Genomic DNA, 16980 nt, shown 5'->3' on the forward strand with positions numbered 1-16980 from the left:
ACAGGACCAACGGGTTTGCCACTCCAGTCGCAGTCGGAGACGGAACAGTCTTTCGGGATTCCGTCCGTATTCCTACGGTCGGCGCATGCACCTGCGCCGCGCACGCTCATCGACATCGTGCGGGCCTCAGCCGAGGCCAACCCGGAAGCACCTGCCATCGACGACGGCGACACCACACTGTCGTACTCGGAGTTGCTCGACGAGATCGAGCTCGGCGCACGCTGGCTCGGTGATGCCGGCGTCGGCGCAGGTGACCGCGTCGGAATCAGGATGCCATCAGGTTCACGGTCTCTGTACGTGGCGATCCTGTCGATCCTCGCAGCGGGCGCAGCGTACGTGCCCGTCGACGCCGACGATCCGGAAGAGCGCGCCGAGTTGGTCTTCGGTGAAGCGCAGGTAGCAGCGATCATCACCGGCGACGGTATCCAGCCGGGGACGGCGCCAAAGCGGCTCGAGCATCCTCCGGTTCGCGAACCCGAACCCGACGACGACGCCTGGATCATCTTCACCTCCGGGTCTACCGGCACCCCCAAGGGCGTCGCGGTCACGCATCTCAATGCCGCGGCGTTCGTCGACGCCGAGGCGCGCATGTTCCTCCAGGACGAGCCCATCGGACCTGGTGATCGCGTCCTCGCGGGACTGTCCGTGGCATTCGACGCGTCCTGCGAGGAGATGTGGCTCGCGTGGCGTCACGGCGCCTGCCTCGTTCCGGCGCCTCGTTCCCTGGTCCGCAGCGGCATGGACCTCGGCCCGTGGCTGGTCTCGCGTGACGTCAGCATCGTCTCCACCGTGCCGACCCTTGCCTCGCTGTGGCCGGCCGAAGCTCTCGAAGCCGTTCGGCTCCTGATCTTCGGTGGCGAAGCCTGCCCACCCGAGCTGGCCGAGCGCCTCGCCGTCGAGGGCCGCGAGGTCTGGAACACATACGGGCCCACCGAGGCGACCGTCGTGGCCTGCGGCGCGCTGATGGACGGCAAGAGCCCCGTCAGCATCGGACTCCCCCTCGACGGTTGGGACCTTGCCGTCGTCGACGCGCAGAGCAATCCCGTCGCAGTCGGTGAGGTGGGCGAGCTGGTGATCGGTGGCGTCGGCCTGGCCCGTTACCTGGATCCCGCGAAGGACGCCGAGAAGTACGCGTCGATGCCCTCGCTCGGGTGGGAACGCGCCTACCGAAGCGGCGACCTGGTCCGTCTCGAGACCACCGGCCTGATGTTCCAGGGCCGCGCGGACGATCAGGTCAAGCTCGGCGGCCGGCGCATCGAACTCGGTGAGGTCGACAACGCCTTGCAGAACCTGCCGGGCGTCAGCGGCGCTGCCGCCGCCGTGAAGAAGACGGCTGCCGGCAATCAACTCCTCGTCGGGTACATCGCGAGCACGGATCCCGACTTCGACCTCAAGGCAGCTCACGCTCTGCTCAGCGAGCAGCTACCCGCGGCCCTCGTGCCGCGTCTGGCGTTGATGGACGAACTTCCGACGCGCACGTCGGGCAAAGTCGACCGCAACGCGTTGCCCTGGCCGTTGCCCGGTGCCGGTGAGGACGCCGGGGCCGCGTTGGGGCTCGACGGCACCGCTGCCTGGGTTGCCGGTCTGTGGGGTTCGATCCTGGGCGCGCAGATCACCGGACTCGACGACGACTTCTTCGAAGTGGGCGGCGGATCCCTCTCCGCTGCTCAGTTGGTGACCGCCCTACGCGAGCGGTTCCCCGAAGTGACCGTCGCACAGCTCTACGACCATCCACGGTTGGGGTCGCTCGCCGAATATCTGGACGAATTGGCGCCCACCGCAACTGTGGAGCCCCGCATCGTCGCTCCCACACCGTTGAAGACTCAGCTGGCGCAGATCGCCGTCACCGTTCCGCTCACGACGCTCACCGGACTGCAGTGGGTGACGTGGCTGGCGATCGCGAACAACGTCCTCGGTTGGTTCGTCGATGTCAGCTGGGCTCCCACCGTCTCGTGGTGGTGGATCCTGTTGGCGTTCATCGTGTTCATCACGCCGATCGGGCGCATGACCATCGCCGTCGTCGGAGCGCGCCTGCTCCTGCGCAAACTCGAACCGGGTACGTACCCGCGAGGAGGTAGCGAGCATCTGCGTCTGTGGATCGCGCTGCGGCTCACCGAAGCCAGTGGCGCAGCCAATCTTTCGGGTGCTCCGTGGATGCTCTACTACGCACGTGCCCTCGGCGCCGACATCGGCAGCGGCGTCGATCTCCACACGCTTCCCCCGATCACCGGAATGCTCGAACTCGGTGACGGCTGCTCCGTCGAACCCGAAGTCGACCTCTCCGGCCACTGGATCGACGGCGACGTCATTCACATCGGCGAGATCAAGATCGGCGACGGCGCCTCCGTCGGTTCACGCTCGACGCTTCTGCCCGGCGCGCGTATCGGTCGGGACGCCGTCGTCGAACCCGGATCTGCGGTGTTCGGTCGGGTGAAGGCCAACCAGCAATGGGCCGGATCCCCCGCCACCAAGATCGGGAAAGCGAATCATCCGTGGCCTGCCGAACATCCGAAGCGCGCACCCGGCTGGGTACCGGTATACGGCGTCACCTCGGTCTTCCTGGCCGGTATGCCGATCTTCGCTCTGATGGCCGGGATCGCGTTGATCGGTTGGTGGATTCGCGACACCGACACGCTCGCGAGTGCCGTGCTCCAATCGCTGATCATGCTTCCGGTCGCGACCATCTTGAGTTTGCTCGTCTTCGCAGTCATCACACTGGTGGCCGTTCGTCTTCTCTCGATCGGGCTGACCCCCGGTTACCACCCTGTCCGCAGCCGCATCGGCTGGCAGGTGTGGGCGACCGAACGCCTGCTCGACTCGGCCAGAACCTTCCTCTTCCCGCTCTACGCGAGCCTGCTGACGCCGGGATGGCTCCGCCTCCTCGGCGCCAAGATCGGCAAGAACGTCGAAGCATCCACCGTGCTCCTCCTTCCCAAGTTCACGACGGTCGCCGACGGCGCATTCCTCGCCGACGACACCATGGTTGCGAGCTACGGCCTCGGCGGCGGCTGGATGCACATCGAACAGGCGAAGATCGGCAAGCGTGCGTTCCTCGGCAACTCCGGTATGACCGCTCCCGGTCGACGCGTCCCCAAGAACGGTCTGGTGGCGGTTCTGTCGGCTACCCCGTCCAAGGCGAAGTCCGGGTCATCGTGGCTGGGTAGTCCACCGGTACGACTGAGAAGGGCTGCCGGGGACACCGACGCCGCCCGTACGTTCAATCCGCCGATGCGCCTCAAGATCGCCCGCGGAGTGGTCGAAACCTGCCGACTGCTCCCCGTGATGGTCACGTTCGGCATCGGTCTCGGTGTTCTGTTCGCCCTCGAAGCACTGGTCGGTGCAGTCGGATTCTGGTTCGCTGCGCTGCTGAGCGGGGTAGTTCTGCTCGTCGCCGGAGCAGTGGCGGGCGCGATCACCATCGCCGCCAAGTGGATCGTCGTCGGACGCATCGCCAAGGTCGAGCATCCGCTGTGGAGTTCGTTCGTCTGGCGCAACGAGGTAGCCGACGCATTCGTCGAGACCGTCGCAGCGCCGTGGTTCGCCCGGGCGGCGACTGGTACCGCCGTACTGAACATCTTCCTACGTGGGCTCGGGGCAAAGATCGGCAAGGGCGTTTGGTGTGAGTCGTACTGGCTACCCGAGGCAGATCTTGTGACTTTGGGCGACGGAGCAACGGTGGAACGGGGGTGCGTCGTGCAAACTCACCTCTTCCATGATCGGATCATGTCCATGGATACCGTCACCCTGGGAGCAGGAGCAACGCTGGGACCGCACTGTGTCGCGCTACCCGCAGCCGGCATCGGCGCGGGAGCGACGGTAGGGCCTGCATCTCTGGTGATGCGAGGTGACACCGTTCCGCCCTCCACCCGCTGGCAGGGCAATCCGATTGCGCCGTGGGTGGCGTCGTGAAGCCGAACAGAATGCTCGAGGAGCCGATCGATCCGTACCTGCCACTCAACGGCAACCGCGGTTACCGCGTGTCTCGGTACGAACTGGAACTGACCTACAAGGTCTTCAGCAACCGGCTCGCCGGCAAAGCTGTCATCACCGCAGTCACCACCGAGAGCAGATCCAAGTTCAGCTTCGACCTCGCACAGAACCTGCAGGTGTCGAAGGTGTCGGTCAACGGTGCCCGCGGCACGAAGTACGCGCACCAGAACAACAAGCTGACCGTCACGCCGTCCGCCAAGATCCCCGCCGGCGGTGCATTGTCGGTCACCATCGCCTACAACGGCAATCCCGAGCCGATCAGGAGTCTGTGGGGCGAAGTCGGCTGGGAGGAACTCGACGAAGGAATCCTGGTCGCAAGTCAGCCCAACGGCGCGGCGTCCTGGTTCCCCTGCGACGACCACCCGATTTCCAAAGCGTCGTACCGCATTTCGATCACCACCGATTCACCGTTCTACGCTCTCGCCAACGGCAAGCTGATCCGCAAGCAGACCCGCGCGAGTCAGACGACGTGGGTCTACGAGCAGACCGAACCGATGGCAACCTACCTGGCCACCATTCAGATCGGCCAGTACGAGCATCGGCAGGTGAGCGCCGGCCCGGTGCCGGTCTTCGCCGTTCACCCGCCGCGGCTACGCGCAGCGTTCGACATCGATTTCGGACGTCAGCCACAAATGTTGGAAGTCTTCGGAAAACTGTTCGGCCCGTATCCTTTTGCCGACTACACGGCTGTCGTCACCGACGACGAGCTCGAAATCCCCATCGAAGCGCAGGGGCTCTCGATCTTCGGAGCCAACCATTGCACAGGTAGGCGCGGCTCCGAACGTCTTGTCGCGCACGAGCTTGCCCACCAGTGGTTCGGTAACAGTCTCACTCTCGGACAATGGTGCGACATCTGGCTACACGAAGGCTTTGCCTGTTACGCGGAGTGGATCTGGTCCGAGAATTCCGGTGGCCCGTCCTCTGACCAACTGGCCGCCAACGCCTATCAGGGACTCCGGCGGAAACCCCAGTTCTTGATCATCGGCAATCCCGGGCCCGCCCACATGTTCGATGATCGAATCTACAAGCGGGGCGCGTTGACTCTGCACGCCCTGCGCGGCGTTCTCGGAGACGAGAAGTTCTTCGAACTGATCCGCCAGTGGACCACGAAGCATCGACACAGCACGGTCAGTACCGAGCAATTCACCGATCTCGCTTCACGTTTCACCGATACTCCACTGCGGCCTCTGTGGGACGCTTGGCTGAATCAACGCCTGTTACCGCGGATGTGACGTACTGGATTTTGACGAACAGGCTTCGACGAACGGACCTCGACGCACGCCGCCCGATGATCTGAAACAGTCGGGCGGTGTGCATCTACGGCCAGTGCGCCGTCGACTACCGGCGCCATCACGGCAGGCAGTGCGCCGATCCCTTTCAGAAGATCCAGCACTTCGCTGTTCACGAAGTCCATCGATGCACTCACCCCCGCGGCATCGGCACGACCTGACGCAATGTCGAGCATCGCCGGGCAACAGTCGACCGGGGTGACCTGATTTCCGTTCCGCAACGAGTCGCTGCACACCACGCCGAAACATTCCGAATGCGCCGATTAGCTTTGTCTTACCTTTACTATATAGATGGGCCGAGGGACGACCCCGACAACAAAAACTTCAGGGCACGCTTCCTCGACAGGTAGATCGGGGGATCGATGTTCGTTGTATTCACAATATGTTTCGTGATCGGAGTTGTCGCTCTGATCGGAGCCTTTGCCGTCGGCGAGGTTGCGGATCTGGGCGGCGGCCACGCAGACGGGCTGCCATTTCTGAGCCTGACAACGTTGGCCACAGCACTTTTCGGTTTCGGTGCCGGCGGCGTTGCTGCCACTCTCGCGGATGCTCCGACGTTGGCAACAGTGACTGCAGCACTCGCACTCGCCGCCGTTCTCGTTGTCGTCACGCGCGGCCTTCTCCTTCCCTATCTACTTGAACAACAAGATAATTCGCACATCGGGCGAGCTTCATACTCCGGGCTGTTGGGCACGGTCACCCTCACCATCGCAGCCGAAGGTTGGGGAGAAGTCTCGTTCGTCGACGCCGAAGGCAATCGCGTGCAGGCCAAGGCCGTCAGTGCACAGCCGATCGCGCTCACCACCGGCACCACCGTCTACATCGCCGATGTAGACGATCAATACCTTCACGTCGTCACGGTTGACGACGCGATCTAAGGACTCGATACATGCTGCCAATCATCATCATTGCGGTTGTAGTCGCGGTAATCATCTTCATCGTTCTCCCCGCGATCTACGTGAAGAACTACGTCAAGGTCCCGCCGAACGAAGTGGCGGTCTTCACCGGTCGAGGCAAGCCGAAAGTGGTACGCGGCGGTGCCCGGTTCAAGATTCCCGGCATCGAACGCGTCGACATCATGTCGCTCGAGCCGTTCAACGTCAGCATCAACCTCAAGAACGCGCTCTCCAACGACGGTGTTCCGGTCAACGTCGAAGCAGTCGGATTGGTACGGATCGGCTCCGCTGACGAAGCGGTTCAGACTGCCGTGCAACGATTCCTGACCTCCGACCTCGACGAACTCCAGCAGCAGATCAACGAAATCCTCGCCGGTAGCCTGCGCGGAATCACCGCAACCATGACCGTCGAGGACCTGAACTCCAACCGCGACTCCCTCGCCCGCAGTGTGGTCGAGGAGGCCGGCGGCGACCTCGCCCGCATCGGCATGGAAGTCGATGTCATCAAGATCGCGGGAATCTCCGACTTCAACGGGTATCTCGAATCGCTCGGTCAGCGTCGAATCGCCGAGGTCAAGCGTGACGCCGCGATCGGAACCGCTGAAGCCGAACGTGATTCGCAGATCCAGTCGGCAAAGGCGCGCCAGGCAGGGTCCGTCGCCCAGGCCGAAGCCGACACCGCGATCGCGAGCGCGAATCAGAAGCGCGACGTCGAACTCGCTCGTCTGCGAGCACAGACCGAAGCCGAGAACGCCGAAGCCGACCAGGCCGGACCTCTCGCGCAGGCAACGGCGGAGAAGGCCGTCGGCATCGCACGTGAGCAGGCCGAGGCGGCCCGCGTCGAAGCTCGCACCGAGGTCGAGCGTCGACGCGCCCAGCAATCGGAAGCCGCATTGCAGGCAGACGTCATCGCACCGGCCGAGGCCGAACGGCAAGCTTCCATCGCACGCGCAGAGGGCGAGCGACAGGCTGCGATCCTCCGCGCACAGGCACAGGCCGAGTCCGCGAGGCAGGCCGGTGGCGCTCAGGCCGATGCACGAAAGCTCGTCGCCGACGCCGTTCGCTCCGAGCAGCAGGCTGACGCAGACGGTCTGCGAGCACGTCTGGAAGCCGAAGCTGACGGCCGCAAGGTAGCGGCCGACGCAGTTCGCGCCGAGCAGCAAGCCGAGGCAGATGGTTTGCGCGCCAAACTCGAAGCGGAGGCTGCGGGTAAGCGTCAGATCGCCGAGGCACTCAACTCCTACACCCCGCAGGCCGCGCAGTTGCTCACTCTGCCTGACGTTCTGGCGGCACTGGTCGACGCCACCGCGGCGGCAGCGAAGCCGGTCGGCGACATCGATCGCATCTCCATCGTCGGGGGAAGTGACGGGGCGCAGGGTTCGATCGGCTCGATCCTGGGCATCAGCCCCCAGGTGATTGCCGGCGTCATCGAAACTCTGGAGAGCTCGGGCGTCGATATCACCGGATTGCTCAACGGCTTGAACAAGACCGCATCGGTTCCGGCTGGTACGGCAGACAGTTCGGTTCACAGTTCTGAGAACGGGTCCGCAACTGTAGACGCGTGATTGATCCCGGCCCGCCGACTCTCACCGGAGTCGGCGGGCCGGCGGCATCAGAGAGCCGGAAGATGCGAACGTGACTTGAAGAGGATCAGCACAAGGCAAGCAGCCGCGGCAACGGATCCGAACAGGAGCGTCACCGTATAGCTCAGCGCCGGAATGCTTTCCGACAGCATCGCCAGCAGTGCCGGCACGGCAAATCCGATATAGGTGATCGAGTAGAACACTGCCGTCAGCCCTGCCAGATCATCCGGCCCCGCAATTCGCTGGATCTCCAGCAATCCGGACACCAATGCCATGCCGTACCCACAGCCGAGAATCGCTGCAGCGACGATCGCAACCGCCACGGTCAGCGTCGACGCGACCAGAGCGGCAGCCGCCATACCGACCACCAGAAACACCAGCGCCACCAGAGCGCCCCGCGCGCTGCGGTCGGTATCGATCTTGCGCCCCAATGACTGAATCGCGAACCCGCACGTCAGCGCGACCATGCACAGCAGAGCCGAAAAGGCCACGGGCGCATCGCCACTGTGCCCGGTCATCAGCGATGGAATCACTGCATACGCGACACTGGCAGCACCGAACACCCACGGGGCCAAGGGAACAACGACGTAGAGGAATCTGCGATGACCTGCCGAGGGGATCTTGAGGTCGTCGATCAACCTGCGTCGCTCGGATTTCTCCTGCGCCGGCCGGGTTTCGGGCGCACGCCACAGCGCCACGCCCGCAACCACGGTGATCACGATGTGCAGCACGTACGCCAACGCACTCGGCATGGGCGCCCACTGCGCCAAGATTCCCGCAGCACCCGCACCCAAAGCGAAGCCGGCGGTCAGACTCATCGCCGCTCGCCGGGCGCCCGCACCTTCCGACGCCGCCGAATCCCAGGGCTGCGTGGACAACTCCTTCACCCACGAACCGCCGACGGCCATTCCGATCCCCAAGGCGATTCCGCAGAGGATCCTTCCCAGAATCAGGACAGCGGCGGAGTCGGCACCGAAAGCAAGGAGCGTCGAGCCGGCGATCGCGATGATCGGCGCCGGAAGCATGATCGGGCGTCGGCCCAATCGATCGGACAGCGGTCCGCCGAGCAGGAGAGCCGGCACGATCCCGACCACGTAGGCGAAAAGGAAGAAGTCGACCATCACCGGCGAATAGCCGTGGTCGAGTCGGTACATCACCAGCAGTGGCGTGAACTCGTTACCACCCCACGCTGCAGCGAACATGCTGGCGGCGACGGTCAGCCACAGCCATTTTCCGCCGTCGGCGCGTGCACTGTCGAGACGAGGTTCGGCCGCGGTCCCAGCGCCCATCGTTTGGGTGCTCATCACAGAGTTCCTTCGAAGCCGAGTCCATGCACCTGGCGCATGTGCGTGAGTACGGCAGTGTTGTATCCGTCGGCATCGCCTGTTTCGACAAGGTCGGTCAGCGCGGTGTGATCGACAAGGATGCGAGAGAGTTGGCCGGGGTCGCGTGAGATCGACCGCGCTGTCATCCGCCGTTGCCTGTCGCGCAGACTCGCGTAGAACGAGTCGAGCAGTGGGTTCCCACCGGCGGCAACGATCATCTTGTGAAAATCCGCATCGATCGCGCTGAACGCGGCAACGTCCCCGCGATCAGCAATCTCACGTTGCTCGATCAGGTTCGCGCGCAACGCTGCGACAAGCGCTTCGCGTGCGTGGGGTCGGACCGACACCACTCGAACACTCTGAGTCTCGACGAGTTGCCTGGCACTGACCACATGTTCCGCCTCCCCGTCCGCGACCGGGACGATCAACGCCCCCTTCTTCGGGTAGAGGCGCATCCAGCCTTCCGCTTCCAGTCGCAGAAATGCCTCACGCACCGGCGTTCGGCTCACATTGGTCCGTGCGGCGATGTCACCCTCACTGATCAACTCCCCTCCGGCGAGCTCGCCGGACAGGATCAGTTCCTTGACTTCGCGGAAGACGGTTTCGGAAGCGGAATACAACATAGACACAAGATGTATTTATACTTCACGCTGGCCCAACCCAGACATGCGGGTCGCCGATCCGAACATCTCGGTCCAATGCGGCATCGATCCAGTTAGCATTGCAAGGTGCCAGACAGCCGAGGAGTCAGTTCGCGATGAATGGCGCACACTCCCGCCTTCGCAGACTGAAGCACTCATGACGTCGCAGATGAAGTCCATGAGGACGCTGACCCGCGAGTGGTTAGCTCTTCCCGATCAATACGACCGCTTCACTCGCTATCTTCGCGACAACGGCCTCACCACTGCCACCCGGCTATTACTTGGCATCATCGTCATCGGGTTGGGCGTGTGCGCGCTACTCAACCGGTTCAGCCCCGCCGGCCCGACGAGCACTATCGCGCTGTTCTTCAACTCTGTCGTCGTGATCTCGTGCTTCGTGGTCGGAGTCTCCTGGTGGGTCTTCGGTCCGACCAAGCGGCGCTCGTTCGGATTCGTGGTGTTCTGCGATATCGCAGTCACGATTTCCGTGGTCGGGGATTCCTCGCAGCTTGCACGATTGCTCACCTGCGTCATTTTTGCGCTGATCGGCATCTACATCGCCTACTTCCACAACCCGAAGCTGCAGGTTGCCCACCTGGTCTTTTCAGTAACGATAATCGGGATCGCGGCGCAGCCGATACTGTTCGGCCCGGACCGCGATCCGGCACTGGGTGCTTCGAAAGTGCTGGTCGTCGTCACCGCACTTGTGGTCTGCGCGTTCATCTCACAGATCGTGCTGACGATGCTCAGCATGGACGCATCCAGCTCCGACCTCGACCCCCTGACCGGCCTCCTGAACCGTCGCGGCCTCGATCGCCACGTCGAGAAGGTACTCGCGGAGTTCCAGCGCCAGGAATCGGCAGCCCTACTGGTGATCGCAATCGACATCGACAGGTTCAAGACGATCAACGACGTCCACGGTCACGACGTAGGCGATCGCATCATTCTTCGGGTGGCACAGCGCTTGTCGTCCTGGGCGCATGCCGATGCTGTCGTCGCGCGGGTAGGCGGCGACGAATTCATCCTCGCTCAAAGACTTTCCGTGCCGGCAATCGGTCCGATGCTCGACTCGATCGGGCCTGCCATGCACTCGAATACCGACGAGATCCCGTCGACGTCGAGCATCGGAATCGCCGTGCGCACACACAAATTGACCGCAGGTGAGGAGCGGGCAACCGCGTTCACGGATATGCAGAAAGTCGCCGATTCGGCGATGTACGAAAGCAAGAGACTCGGCGGCGGACGCGTGCACACGATCGTCACCACCGCGAGCAGGTAGCAGCACGCGAGTTTTCAGTAGTAGACCGGCCCCGGCACTCCTCCGCCCGCTGCCACTGCGTCACCGGTGATAGCGATGCTTCGCGGCGATGCCAGGAAGGTCACGACGTCAGCCACCTCTTCCGCGTCGATGATCCGGTGTATCGAGTTCGTCGCGATACCCCGCTCCACCTCGGCCGCCGAGCGGCCCGACTCTTCCGACTCGCGGGTAATCCGTGCGGTCAACCTTTCGGTTCTCGTCACACCCGGATGGACGACGGTGACGTTGATTCCCTTGGGGCCCAGCTCGTCTGCAAGATTCTTGGTCAGCGCAGAAACACTGACGTTGCGGATCGTGTGGGCGATCGAGGTGGCCTGCCTCGCGCCCAACCCACTGATGTTGATGATCCGACCCCAACCCTGATCGATCAGATACGGCGCCACAGCCCGTGCGGTTCGCAGGTACCCGAGCACTTTCACTTCGACTTCGTCTCGCACGACGTCGTCGGTGGTCGCCTCGAAATCCGTCGGCTTTCCGGCGCTGAACGGAGTCGCTGCGGAGTTGACCAGAATGTCGACACCGCCGAACTCCTTTACTACTTGCCGCACCGACGCCTGAACCGCGTCGTCGTCGCGTGTATCCGTCACGACTCCGATCGCACGAATTCCGAACTCCGAAACCAAATCTCGTGCAACGCTTTCGACCGTTTGCTCAGTGCGTGCGAGTATCGCGATGTCGACACCTTCAGCGGCCAGACCTCTGGCGATTGCCAGACCGATCCCCTTGCTACCACCGGCAACGATCGCACGCTTTCCAGACAGGTGAAGATCCATACCTGCGACACTATCCAACGGGCACGATTTCCAATGCGTCAGACCATCAGGTCCGCGTACAGATAGACGTTGTCGGCGTAGTTGCCCACACCATCCTCGAATTGCAGTTCGCCGCCGCAGGTTACGACTGCCAACTTGCGAGGGCCTTCCGGGCCGGTCAGCACGCTTTCCTCCACACCATCGGCCTTCGGGCGCGTCGTAACCGCAGTCACCTTCCACGACGTGCTCTTGCCCGTCGCGTCTGATGTACGGATCACTTCACCCGGCTCGATCGTGCCCAGGTCGAACAGCGCACCGTTACCCTGGCCGGTCAGATTGACGTGTCCGGCAATCAAGGTCGTGCCGGTGGCGGAATCGAGAGATGCACCATCGAGCCAGATTCCGACGTTCTTGACGTTCTCCGGCGGAGTGAGAACTCCTTCCGGCACGGTGGCGTCCACGATCGGCGCCTGAACCCCGACCGGGTCGAGCGAAAGGGTGTTGGGAGTCATCAACTCATCAGTGGGCGCTGCCGGATTCGCGGAGTGCGACATGACAACTCCCGGACTCAGCGGGATCGCGGCACTGTCATCGGATGATCGCAGGCCGACGAAGGCCATGGAAGCACCAGCGACAAGCACCGCGACAACGGCCAGGATGTACGCGACACGACGCCCCTTGCCGGTGTTCGCGGGCCGATCATCGTTGGGATCGTCGTATGGATTGGATGGATTGGGATCCGACTCGTACATGGTCATCGAACTGTCTCCTGCGGGATGAGGTGCCCCCGGCACCTCTTGCGAATTGACGCCCCCTGCGTCTGATCAGTGCCGGCACCGATCACACAGCCTGTGATCGGTGCCGACGTCTACTGCATGTGCCTGGTGTCAGGAACGCTTGCGGCGGAGAGCAACTGCTCCGGCAGCAGCCATTCCGACAAGCCCGAGGCCGGTCACTGCGACGGCGACGTTGCGGCCCGAATTCTGTTCAGCAGCACCACCGTCGATGGCAACCGGGCGAGGTCCGGTGGCAGGCTTCGGAGTCGTCGGCGCCGGAGTTGCAGGCGTGGCAACGGGCTGCGAGGGAACAGGGACACCCGGAACTACCGGCACGACCGGCACAATCGGAACGATGGGCACGATCGGAACAATCGGCACGATCGGAACGACCGGGGTTACAGGCGTCGTAGTGGCCGGGGTCGTCGTCGACGGTGTCGTGGTTGCAGGTGTCGTTGTTGCTGGTGTCGTTGTTGCGGGTGTCGTCGTGGGCGCTGCGGCATATCCGACGCTTGCAGACGCATTCATCGAAGCCGGCCGAACGGTGTCGAACGACGCGAAGATCTGACACTCTGCCCCGGCCGTGTTCCAGTGCAGGTTCTCGACCGAATCCGGAATGACACTTGCGGTCACGGAGTAGTCCCCGGCGTTTGCGGCGGCGAGGCAAAGATCAACGGCAGTCGGTGCATCTCCGCGACCGTCAACGGTCAACTGGTTTCCACTCAGCGTCGCCTTGGCATTGTCACCACAGACAGTGAGTTCCGTTCCCGCCGAGGACTGAACAGTGATCGGCTTCCGGTACATATTCGTGTTCAGAGTGAAGACGGCGGTCTCCCCGGCCTTCAGAGTGCCCGTCGCCGGCGTCTTGCGGGCAAGGTCAAGCGTTTGCGTCACGTTCATGATCTCGACGATGCGAGCTCGCTCGTCGGCGCCGATGTTCCTGTCGCACAGGCCTTTGAAGTCGGCCATCAGCGGATTGTCGTAGTCCGAGACACACCACACCAGCGTCTGGCGCGCCGAACGTGCATTCTCACTGCCATTGCCCGAAACAGTGCCGTCGAGTTTGGCGGGATTTTGCAGCAACCAACTGATGACAGCGAGATCGTCGGCCGACAAATCGGGATTGCCCGAAGACGGCACCGTCGCGCCCATCTCGTCGTTGTGCTTGTCGACCGGCAAACCATTTTCGTCGACGCCGGAACACGGATCGAGATCGAAGTCCGTGCAGTACATCCATTCCGACTTCGCAATTCCGTCGACGTCGCGGACACCGCAGACCGGAGTATCCACCGCCGTCGAGGTACCTCGATCGGTGGTGCCGTACATCGGCACGATGTTGCCGTCGTTGTAATGGTCCAGTCGAACGCCGGAGATGTCGAGCATCTGCTCCGAGGGTGTGTACTCGGTGCCCTCGCACAACCCGGCAGTGAACGCCGGAGCGGCAGCGGTTCGCACCGGCAGTGGCGCGGAGACGGCCGGCGAAGCAAAAGCAACGCTACTGCCGGCCACCGTTACGGCAATAGCTGCGGTTAGCGAGAGTCGGAGAGCAAGCGGTCTCCGCCGTGAACCAGACACAGTCATCAAAGCTTCCCTTTCAAGACATTTCGGTAGCGGGGAGGTTGCCTGGAATCCCAAGACCACGCCGTCCAGCACTCACTTCCGAGAGGATCGGCCAGCTACTTTTGGCAACCGGCCAGTTACTAGATGGCAATGTAGTGCATGTTTCAAGAAAGTCCACCCATGCTCCGAGCAGGCGAACGTCGCAAGGCGCTACGGGCCACAAGTTAGCCGAGTCGGTGACTGGAATCTTGTCCAACCGCACAACCGTCACGATCAACCCAAAAATGGCTCACCCAACCTCGAAGAGCACGGCAATCCTCGACTGCTAGCCAGTCGATAACTCACGGTTTCCCGGGAAACCCACAGGAAGGGGCGCTTTCGGTCCGCACACAAAAGAAGAGGCCCGCATGGCGGGCCCCTTCAGTGGATAATTCAACAGAGACTGCTTTGTCGGAATCCCGACAATCTGCGGGCGTCCGGCATAGCCTTCCGACCCAAGGCTATGTGATTTGCATCACATTCAAAGATTCAGTCGGTTTTGTTCACAGCAGAAAGCAATCTTTTGGTCCTCTTTGGAGTGATTGCCCAGATCTCCGACCGAGACAGCCGGTCGCCGATCGCACGTGACGAATGCGGCTCGGGGTCAGCTCCGTACCGGCGGCGCCTTCCTCGTGGTCACCGCGATGCGATTCCACGCATTGATCGTCAAGATGACGCTGATGAGCTGGGCCAGTTCCTCGTCCGAGAACTCTGCGGCCGCCTCGCTGTACACCTCGTCCGGAACGAAACCGTCGGTAAGGACTGTCACGGCCTCGGTCAAAGCGAGCGCGGCGCGTTCGCGATCGGAGTACATCCCTCGCGCCTCTTCCCACGCGTTCAGTAGGTAGAGCTTCTGCTCCGTCACTCCGACCTTCCGAGCATCACGCGTATGCATGTCCAAGCACCACGCACAATGATTCAGCTGCGACGCGCGCGTGAGTACCAGCTCGACGAGCGTCGGCTCCAGCCCCTTTCGCGCAGCGGCATCCAACGCAATCATGGCCTTGTAGACCTCGGGCGCCAGCTTTGCGATATCCAGTCGTTGTCCTGTTGCTGTAGTCATACTCAAACCGTAATCCCGGAAAGACCCCGAAACATGGTTCAATCCGGTGATGAATTCATGGGCCAATCTTGGGTTCGATCTACATATCGAGTTGCCACAGGGAATCGGGGTTCGCACTGCGCTGCTTCAGACGCTTCGCGACGCGATCGACAGTGGACTGTTGAAGCCCGGCACCAGACTCCCACCTTCCCGCACACTCGCAGTCGACCTCGGAGTTGCCCGAAACACTGTTGCGGACTGTTACGCCGAGCTCGCCGCAGCTGGGTGGCTTGTCACACGGCCGGGTTCCGGAACCGTGGTCGCCACACTCGCCAGCACACACAGTCGCGAGGTCGAGCCGTCACCGACCCGACGTCGCTTGACCTACAGCCTTCTCCCCGGATCGCCGGACGCGTCTGCGTTTCCCCGCACTGCATGGATTTCGTCCGCCAGACGTGCTTTAACCACCGCACCGACCGACGCGTTCGCAACCACTGATCCCAGGGGCCGAGTAGAACTCCGAAACGCCCTCACCACATACCTGAGCCGCACCAGAGGCGTTCGCGTCGATCCGAACCGCATTGTGATCAGCGCCAGCTCGGGCCACGGGATCTCCCTCCTTGCCCGCGCACTCGGAGGAACGATTGCCGTCGATGCCTTCTGCCTTCACCTGCACCGACAGCTACTTGTCGACGAAGGGCTTCTGACGATTCCCATATCGGTCGACGAATCAGGCACTTGCACAGACGAATTGGTGTCAACATCTGCTGAGAGTGTTCTGCTGACACCGACCCATCAGTTCCCCCTCGGAGGCCCCCTCACACCGGCGAGGCGCGCGACCGCTCTCGAATGGGCCGCGACTACCGGCGGCGTCATCATCGAGGACGACTACGACGGCGAATTCCGTTACGACAGAAAGCCGGTCGGCGCACTCCAGGGAATCGCGCCGCAGCACGTCGCGTACCTGGGCACTGTCAGCAAGACACTGTCGCCGGCCATTCGCATCGGATGGATGGTGTTGCCGGACAGGCTGATCGATCCCGTCCTCGCAACAAAGGGACCCTACGAACGCTGGGTCAGTTCAACGGATCAATTGACCTTGGCGGACTTCATCGAGTCCGGAAGATTCGACAGTCATATTCGAAAGATGCGGACCTCGTACCGACGACGACGCGATCAACTGGTTGCGACCCTTGCGCAGCGAGTACCCCAGGTCAGGGTCGAGGGGATCTCCGCGGGGCTTCACGCTGTGATCCGTCTTCCCTCCGGCACCGAACAATCTGTGCTTGCAGCAGCCAAGGCGCGCGATCTCGGGCTCGAAGGGCTGTCCGTCTTCCGACATCCCGACGTGTCGTCAGTCGGCAGTGACGGCATCGTCGTCGGCTACAGCACGCCGACGCAGTCGCAGTACTCGAGGACGCTGGACGTGCTCTGCGAGGTGCTGCAGGCGGCTCTGCGATAACGCCTGTCGGTTCTGTCCAGCCGTTCACCTGCCCTGCCCTGCCCTGCCCTGCCCTGATCGAGTGAACGGTACGTTCGGTCGATCTGAGGCGACGAACGTACCGTTCGCTCGCGGTCGGGGGGTGTTTTGGGTATGAGAAAGCCCCCCAACCATGACTGGTTGGGGGGCTTCTCTTACAGTGTGTTCGGCGGTGTCCTACTCTCCCACACCCTGTCGAGTGCAGTACCATCGGCGCTGAAGGGCTTAGCTTCCGGGTTCGGAATGGGACCGGGCGTTTCCCCTTCGCTATGACCGCCGTAACTCTATG

The 16980-nt window shown here is 62.8% G+C and carries 13 protein-coding genes and 1 rRNA gene; 6 read left to right on the forward strand and 8 right to left on the reverse strand.

The genetic code is table 11. The features are described from left to right. Positions 1-15 precede the first annotated feature (15 nt). Together G8767_RS26020 and G8767_RS26025 are read left to right on the forward strand one after the other, a co-directional pair. Positions 16-3909: a Pls/PosA family non-ribosomal peptide synthetase gene (locus tag G8767_RS26020; RefSeq protein ID WP_095973432.1), complete on the forward strand. Its 3894-nt coding sequence runs from the start codon at positions 16-18 to the stop codon at positions 3907-3909. An 11-nt stretch (positions 3910-3920) separates the two neighbouring features. Then, complete coding sequence (locus tag G8767_RS26025) at positions 3921-5222, forward strand: M1 family metallopeptidase (protein ID WP_206029807.1); 1302 nt, start codon at positions 3921-3923, stop codon at positions 5220-5222. On the opposite strand, the gene G8767_RS26030 is transcribed toward G8767_RS26025, so the two are convergent. Beyond that, complete coding sequence (locus tag G8767_RS26030) at positions 5198-5518, reverse strand: hypothetical protein (protein WP_166812652.1); 321 nt, start codon at positions 5516-5518, stop codon at positions 5198-5200. The two genes, G8767_RS26025 and G8767_RS26030, sit on opposite strands and share 25 nt — an antisense overlap. 123 nt (positions 5519-5641) lie before the next feature. Here G8767_RS26030 and G8767_RS26035 point away from each other — a divergent pair, with 123 nt between their 5' ends. Together G8767_RS26035 and G8767_RS26040 are read left to right on the forward strand one after the other, a co-directional pair. Next, on the forward strand, positions 5642-6157 hold the full coding sequence (locus tag G8767_RS26035) for a DUF1449 family protein (protein ID WP_095973435.1): 516 nt from the start codon (positions 5642-5644) through the stop codon (positions 6155-6157). 11 nt (positions 6158-6168) lie between these two features. Then, a complete protein-coding gene (locus G8767_RS26040; protein ID WP_166812654.1) occupies positions 6169-7740 on the forward strand; it encodes a flotillin family protein in 1572 nt (523 codons plus the stop codon). A 47-nt stretch (positions 7741-7787) separates the two neighbouring features. On the opposite strand, the gene G8767_RS26045 is transcribed toward G8767_RS26040, so the two are convergent. Together G8767_RS26045 and G8767_RS26050 are read right to left on the reverse strand one after the other, a co-directional pair. Further along, on the reverse strand, positions 7788-9062 hold the full coding sequence (locus G8767_RS26045; protein ID WP_124569028.1) for an MFS transporter: 1275 nt from the start codon (positions 9060-9062) through the stop codon (positions 7788-7790). Beyond that, the gene (locus G8767_RS26050) at positions 9062-9706 is read right to left on the reverse strand and encodes a GntR family transcriptional regulator (RefSeq protein WP_095973438.1); all 645 of its coding nucleotides are present in this window, start codon (positions 9704-9706) and stop codon (positions 9062-9064) included. The genes G8767_RS26045 and G8767_RS26050 overlap by 1 nt, the downstream gene beginning before the upstream one ends. A 175-nt stretch (positions 9707-9881) precedes the next feature. On the opposite strand from G8767_RS26050, the gene G8767_RS26055 reads away from it, so the two are divergent. Next, positions 9882-11003, forward strand: a complete 1122-nt coding sequence (locus tag G8767_RS26055; protein ID WP_095973439.1) for a GGDEF domain-containing protein — start codon at positions 9882-9884, stop codon at positions 11001-11003. 14 nt (positions 11004-11017) lie between these two features. Here G8767_RS26055 and G8767_RS26060 read toward each other — a convergent pair whose 3' ends face one another. The 4 genes from G8767_RS26060 to G8767_RS26075 form a co-directional block, all read right to left on the reverse strand. Continuing rightward, positions 11018-11815 (reverse strand): SDR family oxidoreductase, encoded by a 798-nt coding sequence (locus G8767_RS26060; RefSeq protein WP_166812656.1) that lies wholly within the window; start codon positions 11813-11815, stop codon positions 11018-11020. 38 nt (positions 11816-11853) lie between these two features. Continuing rightward, on the reverse strand, positions 11854-12552 hold the full coding sequence (locus G8767_RS26065; RefSeq protein ID WP_166812658.1) for a class F sortase: 699 nt from the start codon (positions 12550-12552) through the stop codon (positions 11854-11856). 129 nt (positions 12553-12681) lie between these two features. Further along, the gene (locus tag G8767_RS26070; protein ID WP_346843042.1) at positions 12682-14079 is read right to left on the reverse strand and encodes a hypothetical protein; all 1398 of its coding nucleotides are present in this window, start codon (positions 14077-14079) and stop codon (positions 12682-12684) included. A 694-nt stretch (positions 14080-14773) separates the two neighbouring features. After that, positions 14774-15232 carry a carboxymuconolactone decarboxylase family protein gene (locus G8767_RS26075; protein ID WP_095973441.1) on the reverse strand — a complete coding sequence of 153 codons (459 nt, stop codon included), beginning with the start codon at positions 15230-15232 and terminating at the stop codon, positions 14774-14776. Positions 15233-15281: 49 nt separating this feature from the next. On the opposite strand from G8767_RS26075, the gene G8767_RS26080 reads away from it, so the two are divergent. Further along, a complete protein-coding gene (locus G8767_RS26080) occupies positions 15282-16673 on the forward strand; it encodes a PLP-dependent aminotransferase family protein (protein WP_166812666.1) in 1392 nt (463 codons plus the stop codon). Positions 16674-16855: 182 nt separating this feature from the next. Here G8767_RS26080 and rrf read toward each other — a convergent pair. Then, positions 16856-16972 (reverse strand): 5S ribosomal RNA (gene rrf / locus G8767_RS26085). Positions 16973-16980 lie beyond the last annotated feature (8 nt).

Source organism: Rhodococcus sp. IC4_135 (assembly GCF_011602025.1).
Taxonomy (GTDB): domain Bacteria; phylum Actinomycetota; class Actinomycetes; order Mycobacteriales; family Mycobacteriaceae; genus Rhodococcus_F; species Rhodococcus_F baikonurensis.